Source organism: Ottowia flava (assembly GCF_008017535.1).
Classification (GTDB): Bacteria; Pseudomonadota; Gammaproteobacteria; order Burkholderiales; family Burkholderiaceae_C; genus Ottowia; species Ottowia flava.
On record NZ_VRUA01000004.1, the window covers coordinates 57,019 to 71,134 of the forward strand.

Here is a 14,116-nt window from a genome sequence, read left to right on the forward strand (position 1 = left end):
TTATTTCTTGAGCGACTGCGCTGCCTTGCGCGGACCCTTGCGGGTACGGGCGTTGGTGCGCGTGCGCTGACCGCGCATGGGTAGACCACGACGGTGGCGGAAACCACGGTAGCAACCAATGTCCATCAGGCGCTTGATGTTCATCGTGGTTTCGCGACGCAGGTCACCTTCGATGATGAAGCCGGCCAGCTGGTCACGCAGCTTTTCCTGGTCCCCATCCGTCAGGTCCTTGACCTTCTTGTCGTAAGGGATGCCGCAGGCTTCGCAAATCTTGCGAGCGCGCGAGCGACCGATGCCGAAGATCGCCGTCAGGCCGATCTCGGCGTGCTTGTGCGGCGGAATGTTGATACCAGCAATACGTGCCATGTGCTCTTATCCTATTAACGTTCGTGCGGGCAACGCGCGCTCAACCTTGGCGCTGCTTGTGGCGCGGGTCGGTGCAGATCACGCGCACCACGCCTTTGCGGCGGATGATCTTGCAGTTGCGGCAAATCTTCTTGACCGAAGCTGAAACTCTCATTTCACTCTCCTAAAACTTTCCCGGACATTGGGCTTGATCGCCCGTACCCGTCTTTTCCTTGACTGTGTCGGTCGGGTCAACCCGGCAACGACGTTTTGAAATTGGCCTTCTTGAGCAGCGAGTCGTACTGCTGGCTCATCATGTAGTTCTGCACCTGAGCCATGAAGTCCATGGTCACCACCACCAAAATCAGCAACGAGGTCCCACCGAAATAGAACGGTACGTTGTAGCGCAGGATCAGGAACTCTGGCAGCAGGCAAACTGCAGTGATGTAGATCGCACCTGCCAGCGTCAGACGCATCAGGATCTTGTCGATGTACTTGGCCGTCTGGTCACCCGGACGGATACCCGGAATGAACGCACCGCTCTTCTTCAGGTTGTCTGCTGTTTCGCGGCTGTTGAACACAAGCGCGGTGTAGAAGAAGCAGAAGAAGATGATCGCGGTGGCGTACAGCAGCACGTAGATCGGTTGACCCGGGGTCAGGGCCGAAGCCATGTCCTTGAGCCAGCGCATCGAATCACCTGCGCTGAACCAACCCACCACCGTCGCCGGCAACAGAATGATCGACGACGCAAAGATCGGCGGGATCACGCCAGCCATATTCAGCTTCAAGGGCAAGTGCGAGGATTGTCCGCCATACACCTTGTTGCCGACCTGTCGCCGTGCGTAATTGACCAATATCTTGCGTTGACCACGTTCGACGAACACGACGAAGTAGGTCACGGCCACCACCAGAACGACGATGAACAGTGCCACGATGATGCTCATCGCGCCGGTGCGCACCAGTTCCAGCAATCCACCAATCGCATTCGGCAGGCCAGCTGCGATACCCGCGAAGATCAGGATCGAGATACCGTTGCCCAGACCGCGCTCGGTGATCTGCTCACCCAGCCACATCAGGAACATCGTGCCAGCGGTCAGACTGACCACCGCAGTGAGGCGGAAACCCCAACCCGGGCTGATGACCAACCCTTGCTGAGCTTCCAGCGCAACCGCAATGCCGAAAGACTGAAACAGCGCCAACGCCAGCGTACCGTAACGGGTGTACTGGGTGATCTTGCGACGACCGGCCTCACCTTCCTTCTTCAATTGCTCGAAGGTAGGCACGACGTAGGTCATCAACTGCATGATGATCGATGCCGAGATGTACGGCATGATCCCCAGTGCAAACACTGTGAAGCGAGACAGCGCGCCACCCGAGAACATGTTGAACAGGTTCAGAATGCCACCTTGCTGGCCCTGGAACAGCTGGCGAAGCTGATCCGGGTTGATGCCTGGCACGGGGATATGCGCACCGATCCGGTACACCACCAACGCGAGCAGCAGGAACACCAGCCGGCGACGCAGGTCGCCGTACTTCCCGGTCTTCGCGATTTGCGTTGCGCTCGTGGCCACTACTCGATCACCTTAAGTTCAAGACAGCTGAGAAAGCCCAAAGTGCTGGTCGCCGATCAGGCCAGCGAGCCGCCGGCCGCTTCGATCGCCGCCTTGGCACCCGCGGTGGCGCCCACGCCCGTCAGTTTGACAGCGCGCTTGAGCTCACCCGACTTGATGACCTTAACGACTTTGGCGATTTCACGGACCAGGCCGGACTTTTTCAGTGCCAGCACGTCGATCTCGGTGATGTCGAGGCGGTCGAGGTCCGACAGCGTCACTTCGGCGTTGTATTTCAGCAAAGCGGATTTGAAGCCACGCTTGGGCAGACGGCGCTGCAGGGGCATCTGGCCGCCTTCAAAGCCGACCTTATGATAGCCACCGGCACGCGATTTCTGGCCTTTGTGGCCACGACCGGCGGTTTTACCCAGACCGGAGCCGATGCCGCGACCGACGCGACGGCGCGGACGCTTCGAGCCTTCGCCCGGCTTGATGGTATTGAGTTCCATGATCCGATTCCTCAGACGATCTTGACCAGGTAGTCAATCTTGTTGATCATGCCGCGCACTGCCGGGGTGTCCTGCAGCTCGCTCACGCTGTTCAGCTTGCGCAGGCCCAGGCCGCGCACGGTGGCGCGGTGGGACTCTTTGCAGCCGATCGGGCTGCGCACGAGCTGAACCTTGATGGTTTTCTGTTCGGTTGCCATGACGAGACTCCGGATCAGGCGGTGAAGATGTCTTCGACCGACTTGCCGCGCTTGGCCGCCACCTCAGCGGGGGTCGTGCTGTTGCGCAGGGCATCCAGCGTGGCGCGAACCATGTTGTAGGGATTCGACGTGCCGTGGCTCTTGGCCACGATGTCGGTGATGCCCAGCACTTCGAAGACGGCGCGCATCGGGCCGCCGGCAATGATGCCGGTACCGCGAGGGGCAGGGGCCATCATGACGCGAGCGGCACCGTGGTGACCGGTCACGTCGTGGTGGATCGTGCCGTCCTTCAACGACACCTTCAGCATGTTGCGGCGGGCCTCTTCCATGGCCTTCTGCACGGCAGCCGGCACTTCCTTGGATTTACCCTTGCCCATGCCCACGCGGCCATCACCGTCGCCGACCACGGTCAGTGCAGCGAAGCCGAGGATACGGCCGCCCTTCACCACCTTGGTCACGCGGTTCACCGCGATCATCTTCTCGCGCAGGCCGTCCTCGGGACCATCACCCTGCGTCTTAGCGTGAAACTTTGCCATTTTTCTGTCCTGCCGTCTTAGAACTGCAGACCCGCTTCGCGGGCTGCTTCGGCGAGCGCCTTGACGCGGCCGTGGTATGCAAAACCTGCACGGTCGAAGGCCACCTTTTCCACGCCGGCGGCTTTCGCGCGCTCAGCGATGCGCTTGCCGATGGCTTCGGCGGCAGCCACGTTGCCACCCTTGCCTGCGGCGCCGAGCGACTTACGCATCTCGGCTTCGGCGGTGGAGGCACTGGCCAGCACCTTGGTGCCGTCTTCGGACACCACGGTGGCGTAGATGTGCAGGTTAGTGCGGTTCACGGAGAGACGCGCCACGCCTTTGTCGGCGATGCGGATGCGCGTCTGACGTGCACGACGAAGACGCTGCGCTTTCTTGGTCAACATGATGCAGGTCCTTATTTCTTCTTGGTTTCCTTGATGACGACGCGTTCGTCGGCATACCGGATGCCCTTGCCCTTGTAGGGCTCGGGCGGACGCACTTCGCGCACCTTGGCGGCCACCTGGCCCACGCTCTGGCGGTCAGCGCCCTTGATGATGATTTCAGTCGGCGACGGGGTCGCAACGCTGATGCCGGCAGGCATCTCGAAGTTCACCGGGTGCGAAAAACCAATGGCCAGGTTCAGCTTGTTGCCCTGGGCCTGGGCACGGAAGCCCACGCCGACGAGGGTCAGCTTCTTCTCGAAGCCTTTGCTGACGCCGACCACCATGTTGTTCACCATTTGGCGCATGGTGCCGCTCATGGCGTTGGCTTCGCGGGACTCGTCGACCGGCACGAACGACAGCTTGCCGTTGTCCGAGGTTATCTTGACCAGCGGGTTGGGGGTCAGCTTCAGCTCACCACCCGTGCCTTTGACCGTGATCAGATTGTCTTTTAGCTGGACATCGACGCCAGTCGGCACCGACACGCCCATTTTTGCGATACGTGACATCTGTGCTTCTCCTTAGGCCACGTAGCACAGCACTTCGCCACCGACACCGGTAGCGCGGGCCTTGCGGTCGGTCATCACGCCTTTCGGGGTAGTGACGATGGCCACGCCCAGGCCGTTCATGACCTGGGGAATCGAAGTGCTGCCTTTGTAGACACGCAGGCCAGGGCGGCTGACGCGTTCGATACGCTCGATGACCGGACGGCCAGCGTAGTACTTCAGCGCGATTTGGAGTTCGGACTTGCCGCCGTCGGACTTGACTTCAAAGCCGTCGATGTACCCTTCGTCCTTCAGGACCTGGGCAATCGCCACCTTGACTTTGGAGGACGGCACCGACACCGTCTGCTTGGCCACCATCTGCGCGTTGCGGATGCGGGTCAACAGGTCGGCAATGGGATCACTCATGCTCATGTTGTTCTCTCCTGCCGATTACCAGCTGGCTTTGGTCACGCCCGGAATCTGGCCTTCGAAGGCGAGTTCACGGATCTTGGCGCGGCCGAGACCAAATTGGCGGAAGGTGCCACGCGGGCGACCGGTCATTTCGCAACGGTTGCGCTGACGGGTCGGGTTGGCGTTGCGGGGGAGCTTTTGCAATCCCAGACGAGCCTGCGCGCGCTCTTCGTCGCTGCGCTTGACATCATTGGCGATGGCCTTCAGCTCGGCGTGCTTTTGGGCGTACTTGGCGACGAGTTTCTCGCGCTTGAGTTCGCGTTCGATCAAAGCTACTTTTGCCACGTCGTTACCTTAGTTCTTGAACGGGAAACGGAAGGCCGACAGCAGCGCTTTGGCTTCGTCGTCGGTCTTGGCCGTCGTGGTGATGCTGATATTCAGGCCGCGCAGCGCATCCACCTTGTCGTACTCGATCTCAGGGAAGATGATCTGCTCTTTGACGCCCACGTTGTAGTTGCCGCGACCGTCGAACGAACGACCCGAAATACCGCGGAAGTCACGCACACGGGGCAGCGCCACGGTGACGAAACGGTCCAGGAATTCGTACATGCGAACGCCACGCAGCGTCACCATCGTGCCGATGGGCTGCTCTTCGCGGATCTTGAAACCGGCGATGGCTTTCTTGGCCTTGGTAACCACGGGCTTCTGGCCGGCGATCTTGGTCAGGTCGGCGACGGCGTTGTCCATCACCTTCTTGTCCGCCACAGCCTCGCTCACACCCATGTTGAGCGTGATCTTGGTGATGCGCGGCACCTCCATGGGCGACTTGTAGCCGAACTTCTTGATCAGTTCGGGCGCCACTTTTTCACGGTAGAGTTTTTGCAGTCGTGCCATTTTTTTAACCTCACGCCGCCTTGATTTCGTCGCCGCTGGACTTGAACACGCGCACGCGGGTTCCGTCTTGCAGGGTCTTGACGCCGACGCGGTCAGCTTTGCCAGTGGCCTTGTTGTAGATGGCCACGTTGGACTGATGGATCGGCATGGCTTTTTCGATGATGCCGCCGGTCACGCCCTTCATGGGGTTCGGCTTGGCATGCTTCTTGACCATGTTGACGCCGTCCACCAGGACGCGCTCTTCGCACACGCGCATCGACACGGTGCCACGCTTGCCCTTGTCGCGACCGGTCAACACGATGACCTCGTCGCCCTTGCGAATCTTGTTCATGACGCGCTTTCCTTACAGGACTTCAGGGGCCAGCGACACGATCTTCATGAACCGCTCGGAGCGCAGTTCGCGCGTCACCGGGCCAAAGATGCGGGTGCCGATCGGCTCCAACTTGCTGTTGAGAAGAACGGCGGCGTTGCCGTCGAACTTGATGAGCGAGCCATCGCCACGGCGGATGCCTTTGGCGGTACGGACCACCACGGCGCTGTAAATCTCGCCTTTCTTGACGCGACCGCGCGGAGCGGCTTCTTTCACGCTCACCTTGATGATGTCGCCAACGCTCGCATAGCGGCGCTTGGAGCCACCCAGCACCTTGATGCACTGGACGGACTTGGCGCCGGTGTTATCGGCCACCTCGAGTCGAGATTCAGTCTGGATCATTTCAAATGTTTCCCAACTTGCACCCAACAAAACGGCCGCTTGAAAAAACGGCGCAGCGCCTTGCTGGATCAGTCTTGGGCCCGCCGCCGAAAAAGCTTGTGCACCGACTGCTGTCAGCGCGCTCCCGGCGATTGGGGCAGATTTTTCCACCCAGATTGGGTGAAGCCCGCCATTGTGGCAGCTTGAAATGGCGATGTCAAGCGCTGCCGTCGATTGATTGTGCACCCGGCGCCGCGTAGGCGGCCGCCAGCGCCTGGAAGGCGGCCAGTTGCATGCCTTCGTCCGGCCCCGCCATGCCCAATTCTTCCCGCAGCAACGCGGCAACGGCCGGTGCGGCGGCCGCGGCCTGGGCCGCGTCCAAAAACAACTGGCGTGAGCGGCGCGCCAGCACGTCTTCCACCGTGCGCGCGTATTCGTGCCGCACGGCAAAACGCACCATGGCTTCGCTCAGGCCGGGCGCCAGCCAGCGCTCGGCGCCCGGCAGGGCGTTGACCTGCTCGGCCTCACTGCCGTACAGGTGCAGCCCAGGCGCCTGGCTGAGCGACACGCGCTGCGCGCCCGCGGGGCCACCGGCGCCAACCAGGTGCAGCCCCGCCGTGGCGCACGGCCCACGCGGCAGCAGTACGCCGGCCTGCGTACAACGCGCCAGCACGTCGGCCGCCATGGCGCGGTAGGTGGTCCATTTGCCGCCGGTCACGCTGACCATGCCCGAGCGCGCGACGACCACCGTGTGTTCGCGACTGATCCCCGCCGTGCCGCCCTCTTCTCCCCCTGGCTTGACCAGCGGGCGCAGGCCGGCCCAGCAGCTCTTGATGTCGGCGCGAGTGGGTGCTCGCTTTAAATAGTTGCCGGCTTCGCGCAGGATGAAGTCCAGCTCCGGCTCGGTCGCGCCGGGCTCCAGCGGCAGGTCGCTGCGCGGGGTGTCGGTCGTGCCCAGGATCAGTTGGCCCAGCCACGGCACGGCAAAGAGCACCCGCCCGTCGGCCGTGCTGGGCACCAGCAGCGCGTGCTCGCCCGGCAGGAAGGCCTGGTCCACCACGACGTGCACGCCCTGGCTGGGCGCGACCAGGGGCGACGCGGTCTGGCCGCCGGCTTCGGCGTCGCGTTCACGCAACGCATCGACCCACACGCCCGTGGCGTTGACCACGCAACCGGCTTCGATGCGGAATTCGCGCCCGGTTTCCGCGTCGCGCGCGACCAGCCCCACGGCGCGGCCCGCGTCGTGCAGCACGTCCACCGCGGCGCAGTAATTCACCAGCAGCGCACCAAAACGCGCGGCGGTGCGCGCAATCGCCAGTGCCAGCCGCGCGTCGTCGAACTGGCCGTCCCAGTACTTCACCCCGCCTTTCAGGCCTTGCGGCTGCGCGCCGGGCAACAGGCGCCGCGTTTCGCCGGCGCTCAGCCACTGGGTTCGGCCCAGGCCAGCGCTGCCGGCCAGCGCGTCGTACATCTTCAGGCCGACGCCATAAAAAGGCGTTTCCCACAGCTTGTAGGACGGCATGACGAAGGGCAGCGGCTGCGCCAAGTGCGGCGCGCTGCTGAGGATGTGCACGCGCTCGTGCAACGCCTCGCGCACCAGGCCGATGTTGCCCTGCGCCAGGTAGCGCACGCCACCGTGCACCAGTTTGGTGGCGCGCGAAGAGGTGCCCTTGGCAAAGTCCTGCGCCTCGATCAGCACCACGCTGTGTCCCCGCTGGGCCGCGTCCAGCGCCACGCCCAGGCCCGTGGCGCCGCCACCGACGATGGCGATGTCGTATTTCTTGGGCTCGGCCAAGCGCGTCAGCAGCGCGGCGCGGTCCGTGGGCAAGGGCGTGTCGGCGGGCATGGTCAAACGATAACGCAGGCGGCAACGGCCCACACGGGTCCGCACAGGCGCTCGACGTCCCGCACCGCCGCACGAGCAAGAACTTCTGCGTGGCGCCCGATCCTGTTCACTACGCATTCGATAGCTGGTTGCGCAGGTGGTTGTACGGCCGGCGGCCGATTTGACTCAAAAACCAGTCCCATCGATGCTTCACGCCCTCAGGCTTCCTCTCGCGCCCATCCCCGCGAGCGCGCCACCGCCTCGCGCCAGCGGGCGATGCGCGCCAGCCGCGCGTGCTCGGGCAGGCGCGGGGCAAACCGCCGGTCGACCGCCCATTGCGCGGCGATGGCGTCGCCGCCCGACCACACGCCGACCGCCAGGCCAGCCAGGTAGGCGGCGCCCAAGGCGGTGGTTTCGGTCACCTGCGGGCGCACCACGGGCACGCCCAGCAGGTCGGCCTGCAGCTGCATCAGCAGGTCGTTGCGGCTGGCGCCGCCGTCAACGCGCAGCTCGGTCAGCGGCAGGCCGGCGTCGCGGCTCATGGCGCCGAACATGTCGGCCGACTGCAGGGCGATGGCCTCCAGCGCGGCGCGGGCGATGTGGGCGCGCGTGCTCCCGCGCGTCAGGCCGACCAGCGTGCCGCGCGCGCGGCCGTCCCAGTCGGGCGCGCCCAGGCCGGTGAAGGCGGGCACCAGGAACACGTCGCCGGTGTCGGGCACGCTGGCGGCCAGGGCTTCGACCTCGGCCGCGCTCTGGATGATTTGCAGGCCGTCGCGCAGCCACTGCACGGTGGCGCCGGCCATGAAGACCGAACCCTCCAGACAGTACGCGGTGCGCGGTGCATCGGCCTGTTCCGGCCCTTGCCAGCCGACAGTGCTGAGCAGTTGGTTGCGGCTGGCGACGGGACGGGCGCCGGTGTTCATCAGCATGAAGCAGCCGGTGCCGTAGGTGTTCTTGGCCATGCCGGGCGCAAAGCAGGCCTGGCCAAACGTGGCGGCCTGCTGGTCGCCCGCCATGCCGGCGATCGGGATGGCCGCGCCCAGCAGGCTGGCGTCCGTCTCGGCCAGCACGCCGCTGGACGGCACGATGCGCGGCAGCAGCGCGCGCGGGATGTGGAACAGCCGCAGCAGCTCGTCGTCCCAATCCAGCGTGTGGATGTTCATCAGCAGCGTGCGCGCGGCGTTGCTGGGGTCCGTCGCGTGAACCCGCCCGCCGGTCAGTTGCCAGACCAGCCAGCTGTCGACGGTGCCGAAGGCCAGTTCGCCCGCCTCGGCGCGCGCGCGGGCGCCGGGCACGCGGTCCAGCAGCCATTCCAGCTTGGTGGCGGAGAAGTACGCGTCCAGCACCAGCCCGGTCTTGCGCTGGATCAGCGCGGCCTTGCCGGCGCGGCGCAGCGCTTCGCAGCGCGCGGTGGTGCGCCGGTCCTGCCAGACGATGGCCGGGGCCACCGGGCGGCCCGTGGCGCGGTCCCACAACACCGTGGTTTCGCGCTGGTTGGTGATGCCGATTGCTACAATTTGCGTAGCTGCTCGCGCAGATCCTTGTAGGGCGCCAGGCAGTTTTTTTATACATTCCTGCGCCACGGCGAGCTGTGTGCGCCAGATCTCCGTCGCGTCGTGCTCCACCCAGCCCGGTTGCGGAAAGTGCTGGGCAAATTCTTGTTGCGCCAAGGCCGCCACGCGACCCTGTGTGTCGAAAGCGATGGCGCGGCTGCTGGTCGTGCCCTGGTCCAGTGCAAGGAGGTAGCGCATGGCGGCGAGCGTAGCCGAAGGCGCCGCGCGCGCCAATCGGGCCGCGCAGCCCACGCGCGGGTGCCATGCCCGTCGCTTAGACTGCGGCGCCATGCCAGACGCCCTGCCCTTGACCCTGTCGCGCCGCCGCTGGCTGGCGGCCCTGGCTGGCGCCAGCACGCTTGGCGCCACAGGCCTGGCGGCCGCGCGCCCGCGCCAGCCACGCAGTGCCACCGCCGCGTTGCCCAAGTTGCGCCTGCTGGCGCACGGCAGCTTGCCCACCGGCACCGAATTCAAGGGCACGCTGATCGGCGGCCTGTCCGGGTTGAGCTGGGACGCGGCGACCAACCTCTGGTACGCCTTGTCGGACGACCGCAGCCGCCACGCCCCGGCGCGCGTCTACGTCTTCCGCCTCCCCTCACCAGCCGACGGCCAGCCCTTCGTGCCGCAGTGGGTCGACGTGATCACCTTGCGCGGCCCCGACGGCCAGCCCTACCCGCGCCACAGCGTCGACCCTGAAGCGCTGGCGCTGCGCCTCGACGCCGCCACCGGCCAGACCACGCTGCTGTGGACCAGCGAAGGCGACATCCGCGCGCGCATCCCGCCGTCGTTGCAGGAGGTGACGCTGGAAGGGCGCTGGCTACGCAGCTTCCACCTGCCGCGCCAGTTGACAGACATCGGCCGCCTGGGGCGCGGCCCGCGCCACAACGACACGCTGGAAGGCCTGGCGCTGACGCCCGACGGCCGCCACGTGTGGGCCGCCATGGAAGGCGCGCTGAACCAGGATGGCGATCACCTGACGCCCGGTGCGCCCCCTGGCCTGTGCCGGATCACGCGCCTTGATCTCGTCAGCGGTGAGGCGGACCGCCAGATCGCCTACCTGCCGGAGGCGCGCCCCTTTGGGCCGCTGATGCCGCAGGGCAGCGTGGAAAGCGGCATCTCCGAGATCCTGATGCCCGACCCCGACCTCCTGTGGGTGCTGGAGCGCGCCTGGCACATGACGACCGGCGTGTCCGCGCGGCTGTACGAAGTCGACCTGACCCGCGCTGCCAACACCCTGACCATTGACACCCTGCGACCGCGCCGCACGCGCGCCGCACCCAAGAGGTTGATCCTCGACCTGCGGCAAAGCGGCCTGCCGCACATCGACAACTTCGAAGCGATGGCCTGGGGCCCGACGCTGCCGAGCGGCCACCGCTGCCTGGTGCTGTGCACCGACGACAACTTCAACCCGCTGCAGGTCACCCAGTTCGCGGCGTTTGAAGTGGCCTGAGGCCGCGGCGCCGCGTCAGCGGCGCACGTCGAAAGCGCGCGGCGGCAGGCCTTGCAGGCTGCGCTCGTCCATGGCGACGTAGGCCGATTCGAGCTGGCGCGCCAATGCCTTGAGGTTGAACAGGGGCGAGGTCTTGCGGGCCGCCAGCAGGCGCTCGCGCAGCGCCGCCCGGCGCGGTGCGTCCTGCGCCAGGGCGATGGCGCGCGCTTCGTAGTCGGCGGCCGACATGGCCACCCCTTCGGCCAGGCCGGCCGCTGTCAGCAGGCTGGCGCCGGTGCGCCCGGACAAGGCCTGGCCTGCCTGCGTCACCACCGGTAGACCCGCCCACAACGCGTCGCCCACGGCCGTGGCGTTGCTGCAGGGCGCGCTGTCCAGCAGCACATCGGCCAAGGCGTAGCGCATCAGCCGCACGTCCGTCGCGGCGCGCGGCGCGAAGACCAAACGCGACGTGTCCACCCCGCGCGCGCTGGCGGCGTCGCGCAGGTGGCCGCTGGCCACGGAGTGCTCGTCCGGCAACCACAGCACGCTGCCCGGCACGGCCTGCAGGATGCGCATCCAGCCGTCGAACGCCGCGGGAGCGATCAGGTGCATGGGGTGGAAGGCGCAGAACACCACGGCATCGGCCGGCAGGCCTTGCGCTTCGCGCGTCGCATCCACCTCGGCCACGCGGCGCTCGGCCTCGCCCACCGGGGCGGTGTGCGGCAGCGAGACCACCTTCTCGGTGAACTGCGGGTGCAGCCCAGCGGGCAAGGCGACGCGGTCGGCGATGACGTAGTCCATGGCGGACACACCCGTGGTGGCGGGCCAGCCCAGCCAGCCCACCTGCACCGGCGCGCAGCGCTGCACGAAGATGCCGGGCCGCCCGCCGCGGGCGTAGCCGTTCAGGTCCACCGCCACGTCCACGCCCAGTTCTCGCGCCAGTTGGGCGATCTCGCGGTCGCCGCGCTCGCGCACCTCCATGAACTGGTGGAACGGTTTGCGCAGCCGGCTGTGCATGTCGTCCGTGGTCACCGGACCGTAGGAAAAAGCCAGCCATTCGAAGTGCTCGCGGTCGTGCCGCTCGAACAGCGCGGCCAGGCGCTCGGCGCCGGCGTGCTCGTGAAAGTCGGCCGAGAAATAGCCGATGCGCAGCTTGCCGCTACCCGGGCGGCGCACCAGCGGCCCGAGCTGCGCCGCGGGCAGGCGCGCGGCCGCCTGTTGGGCACAGACCAGTTGCAGCTCGGGCGAGGCGATCAGAGCAACGGCCACCGCGGGCTGCACACCGCCACGGCCTTCTCGCACGGCAGCCTGCAGGCGCGCCACACCGTCGGTCAGCTGTGTCCAGTCGCCGGCTTCGGCCAGCGTACCAACCCAGTCGCTCAAAGCGCCCGGGGCCTCGGGCGCGAGTTCCAGCACCTTGTGAAATTCGGCCAGCGCACCGTCCAGGTCACCGGTCTCACGCAGCAGCGCGCCCAGCAAGCGGTGCGATGCCGGCTCAGCCGGGTTGCGTCGCACGGCTTCGCGCAGGTCGTGGATCGCCGCCTCATGGTGGTTGAGCTGCAGGCGCAGACCACCGCGGTTGCTGATGGCTTCGGCGTACCCGGGCTTGAGCGCGACGGCGCGATCAAAGGCCTGGCCGGCTTCGGCCGCGCGCTGCAGCAGCATCAGTGCGCTGCCGCGGTTGTTGTGCGCCTCCGCCACGTTTGGCGCCTGCTGGATGACGGCGTCCATGCAGGCCAGGGCCTGTTCGCCCTCGCCGCGCTTCAGGTGCAGCGTGCCCAGGTTGAAGCGCGCCTGCACCTGCGCCGGGTCCAGTGAGAGCGTGCGTTCGTAGCCTGCCATGGCCTCGTCCTCGCGTCCGTTGGCGGCCAAAAGCGTGGCGCGGTTGTAGTGCGCAATCGCCAGCTCGGGCGACAGCGCAATGGTCCGCTCGAACGCCGCCAGCGCTTCCATTGGACGTTGCCGGCGCAGCAGGACGTTGCCGCGGTTGAAATGCGCTTCGAACATTTCCGGGCTCAGCGCAATGGCACGGTCGTAGGCGCGCAACGCGTCGTCCACACGTCCGTCCTGCAGCCAGGTGTTGCCCTTGGCCAGGCAAGCATGGGCGTCGTCGGGCAGTTCGGTCGTCACCGGCACCGCGGGCGGCGCACCCACGCCCCACACGCCCCAGGCACCCGCGCTGGGCGCGCCGGTCTTGGGCAGGTTGAACTGGTACTTTTTTGAATCGGTCATGCTGGCCTGCGTACGGTGGGTGGACGCGAGTCCGGCGCGCGCAGCTTCGAGAGACCGCGTCCGGCGCGGGCGAGTTCCGTGCGCCTCTGGGCGTCAGCGTTGTCGCCTGCGCCCGCCAGCCCACGCGTCCCTTGTGCGCGGGCAGTCTAGCAGTGCGCTGCGCCTACACTTGGCCTCGTTTTTCCCAACCTTTGCCAGCCACGCCATGACCGATTCCGCCCTGCCTTCCGACCTGCATCTGGCCTTCATCGGCGGCGGCAACATGGCCAGCGCCATCATCGGCGGCCTGCGCCGGCAAGGGGTGGCGGCCGAACGCATCGACGTGGTCGAGCCGTTTGAAGCCTCGCGCGACGCGCTGCGCGCCGCGCACGGCATCGAGGCGCACGCCGCCGCAGGCGACTTTCTGGCGCGCGCCGGGCTGATCGTCTGGGCCGTCAAACCGCAAAGCTTTCGCGAAGCCGCCGCGCCCGTGGCGCCGCATGCAGGCCAGGCGCTGCACCTGTCGGTGATGGCCGGCATCCGCGCGGGCGACTTGGCCGCGCAAGGCGGCAGCGCGCGCGTGGTGCGCTGCATGCCCAACACCCCGGCTCTCGTCGGCAAAGGCATGACCGGGCTGTTTGCCAGCGCCGCCGCCAGTGCGCAAGACCGCGCCCTGGCCGAGAGCGTGATCCGCACCACCGGCGATGCGCTGTGGATCGAGCGTGAAGAGCAGTTGGACGCGGTGACCGCCCTGTCCGGCTCCGGCCCCGCCTACGTGTTCTATTTTCTGGAAGCGATGGAGCGCGCGGGCACGCAGATGGGCCTGACGGCCGAACAGGCGCGCCGCCTGGCCGTCGGCACCTTCGCCGGTGGCAGCGCGCTGGCCGCCGACTCGCCCGAAACGCTGGCCACGCTGCGCGAACGCGTCACCAGCAAAGGCGGCACCACCTACGCCGCGCTGACCCATCTGGACCAGGCCGGCATGCAAGACGCCTTTGTCGGCGCGCTGCACGCCGCCGCGGTGCGCGCCAAGGAACTGGGCGACGAGTTCGGGCGCTGAG

Annotated in this window: 18 protein-coding genes; 2 read left to right on the forward strand and 16 right to left on the reverse strand. The window is 66.6% G+C overall.

The features are described 5' to 3' along the window. The 15 genes from rpsM to glpK form a co-directional block, all read right to left on the reverse strand. Window positions 1-366, reverse strand: coding sequence for a 30S ribosomal protein S13 (gene rpsM, locus FVQ98_RS06325; RefSeq protein WP_147912592.1), 366 nt, complete (start codon window positions 364-366; stop codon window positions 1-3). 40 nt (window positions 367-406) lie between these two features. After that, window positions 407-520 carry a 50S ribosomal protein L36 gene (rpmJ, locus tag FVQ98_RS06330; protein ID WP_011481465.1) on the reverse strand — a complete coding sequence of 38 codons (114 nt, stop codon included), beginning with the start codon at window positions 518-520 and terminating at the stop codon, window positions 407-409. A 76-nt stretch (window positions 521-596) separates the two neighbouring features. Further along, window positions 597-1,916, reverse strand: coding sequence for a preprotein translocase subunit SecY (gene secY / locus FVQ98_RS06335; protein ID WP_147912593.1), 1,320 nt, complete (start codon window positions 1,914-1,916; stop codon window positions 597-599). A gap of 56 nt (window positions 1,917-1,972) precedes the next feature. Beyond that, entirely contained in the window at window positions 1,973-2,404 is a 432-nt protein-coding gene (gene rplO / locus FVQ98_RS06340) for a 50S ribosomal protein L15 (protein ID WP_147912594.1), read from the reverse strand. A gap of 11 nt (window positions 2,405-2,415) precedes the next feature. Continuing rightward, window positions 2,416-2,601, reverse strand: coding sequence for a 50S ribosomal protein L30 (rpmD, locus tag FVQ98_RS06345; protein WP_147912595.1), 186 nt, complete (start codon window positions 2,599-2,601; stop codon window positions 2,416-2,418). A gap of 14 nt (window positions 2,602-2,615) precedes the next feature. Continuing rightward, window positions 2,616-3,137: a 30S ribosomal protein S5 gene (gene rpsE, locus FVQ98_RS06350; RefSeq protein ID WP_147912596.1), complete on the reverse strand. Its 522-nt coding sequence runs from the start codon at window positions 3,135-3,137 to the stop codon at window positions 2,616-2,618. A gap of 17 nt (window positions 3,138-3,154) precedes the next feature. Then, window positions 3,155-3,520, reverse strand: a complete 366-nt coding sequence (gene rplR, locus FVQ98_RS06355) for a 50S ribosomal protein L18 (protein WP_147912597.1) — start codon at window positions 3,518-3,520, stop codon at window positions 3,155-3,157. Between the two features lie 11 nt (window positions 3,521-3,531). Next, the gene (gene rplF / locus FVQ98_RS06360; protein WP_147912598.1) at window positions 3,532-4,065 is read right to left on the reverse strand and encodes a 50S ribosomal protein L6; all 534 of its coding nucleotides are present in this window, start codon (window positions 4,063-4,065) and stop codon (window positions 3,532-3,534) included. 12 nt (window positions 4,066-4,077) lie between these two features. After that, entirely contained in the window at window positions 4,078-4,473 is a 396-nt protein-coding gene (gene rpsH / locus FVQ98_RS06365; protein WP_147912599.1) for a 30S ribosomal protein S8, read from the reverse strand. An 18-nt stretch (window positions 4,474-4,491) separates the two neighbouring features. Next, window positions 4,492-4,797 (reverse strand): 30S ribosomal protein S14, encoded by a 306-nt coding sequence (rpsN, locus tag FVQ98_RS06370; protein WP_147912600.1) that lies wholly within the window; start codon window positions 4,795-4,797, stop codon window positions 4,492-4,494. 9 nt (window positions 4,798-4,806) lie between these two features. After that, window positions 4,807-5,346, reverse strand: coding sequence for a 50S ribosomal protein L5 (gene rplE / locus FVQ98_RS06375; protein ID WP_147912601.1), 540 nt, complete (start codon window positions 5,344-5,346; stop codon window positions 4,807-4,809). Window positions 5,347-5,356: 10 nt separating this feature from the next. Continuing rightward, window positions 5,357-5,677 (reverse strand): 50S ribosomal protein L24, encoded by a 321-nt coding sequence (gene rplX / locus FVQ98_RS06380; RefSeq protein WP_147912602.1) that lies wholly within the window; start codon window positions 5,675-5,677, stop codon window positions 5,357-5,359. A 12-nt stretch (window positions 5,678-5,689) separates the two neighbouring features. Then, window positions 5,690-6,058 (reverse strand): 50S ribosomal protein L14, encoded by a 369-nt coding sequence (gene rplN, locus FVQ98_RS06385; protein ID WP_147912751.1) that lies wholly within the window; start codon window positions 6,056-6,058, stop codon window positions 5,690-5,692. A gap of 196 nt (window positions 6,059-6,254) precedes the next feature. Next, window positions 6,255-7,883: a glycerol-3-phosphate dehydrogenase/oxidase gene (locus tag FVQ98_RS06390; RefSeq protein WP_147912603.1), complete on the reverse strand. Its 1,629-nt coding sequence runs from the start codon at window positions 7,881-7,883 to the stop codon at window positions 6,255-6,257. Between the two features lie 197 nt (window positions 7,884-8,080). After that, window positions 8,081-9,613, reverse strand: a complete 1,533-nt coding sequence (glpK, locus tag FVQ98_RS06395; RefSeq protein ID WP_147912604.1) for a glycerol kinase GlpK — start codon at window positions 9,611-9,613, stop codon at window positions 8,081-8,083. 91 nt (window positions 9,614-9,704) lie between these two features. On the opposite strand from glpK, the gene FVQ98_RS06400 reads away from it, so the two are divergent. Next, window positions 9,705-10,865, forward strand: coding sequence for an esterase-like activity of phytase family protein (locus FVQ98_RS06400; protein WP_187265650.1), 1,161 nt, complete (start codon window positions 9,705-9,707; stop codon window positions 10,863-10,865). A 15-nt stretch (window positions 10,866-10,880) separates the two neighbouring features. Here FVQ98_RS06400 and FVQ98_RS06405 read toward each other — a convergent pair whose 3' ends face one another. After that, on the reverse strand, window positions 10,881-13,076 hold the full coding sequence (locus tag FVQ98_RS06405) for a tetratricopeptide repeat protein (RefSeq protein WP_147912606.1): 2,196 nt from the start codon (window positions 13,074-13,076) through the stop codon (window positions 10,881-10,883). Window positions 13,077-13,281: 205 nt separating this feature from the next. Here FVQ98_RS06405 and proC point away from each other — a divergent pair, with 205 nt between their 5' ends. Then, on the forward strand, window positions 13,282-14,115 hold the full coding sequence (proC, locus tag FVQ98_RS06410; RefSeq protein WP_147912607.1) for a pyrroline-5-carboxylate reductase: 834 nt from the start codon (window positions 13,282-13,284) through the stop codon (window positions 14,113-14,115). Window position 14,116: the final 1 nt, after the last annotated feature.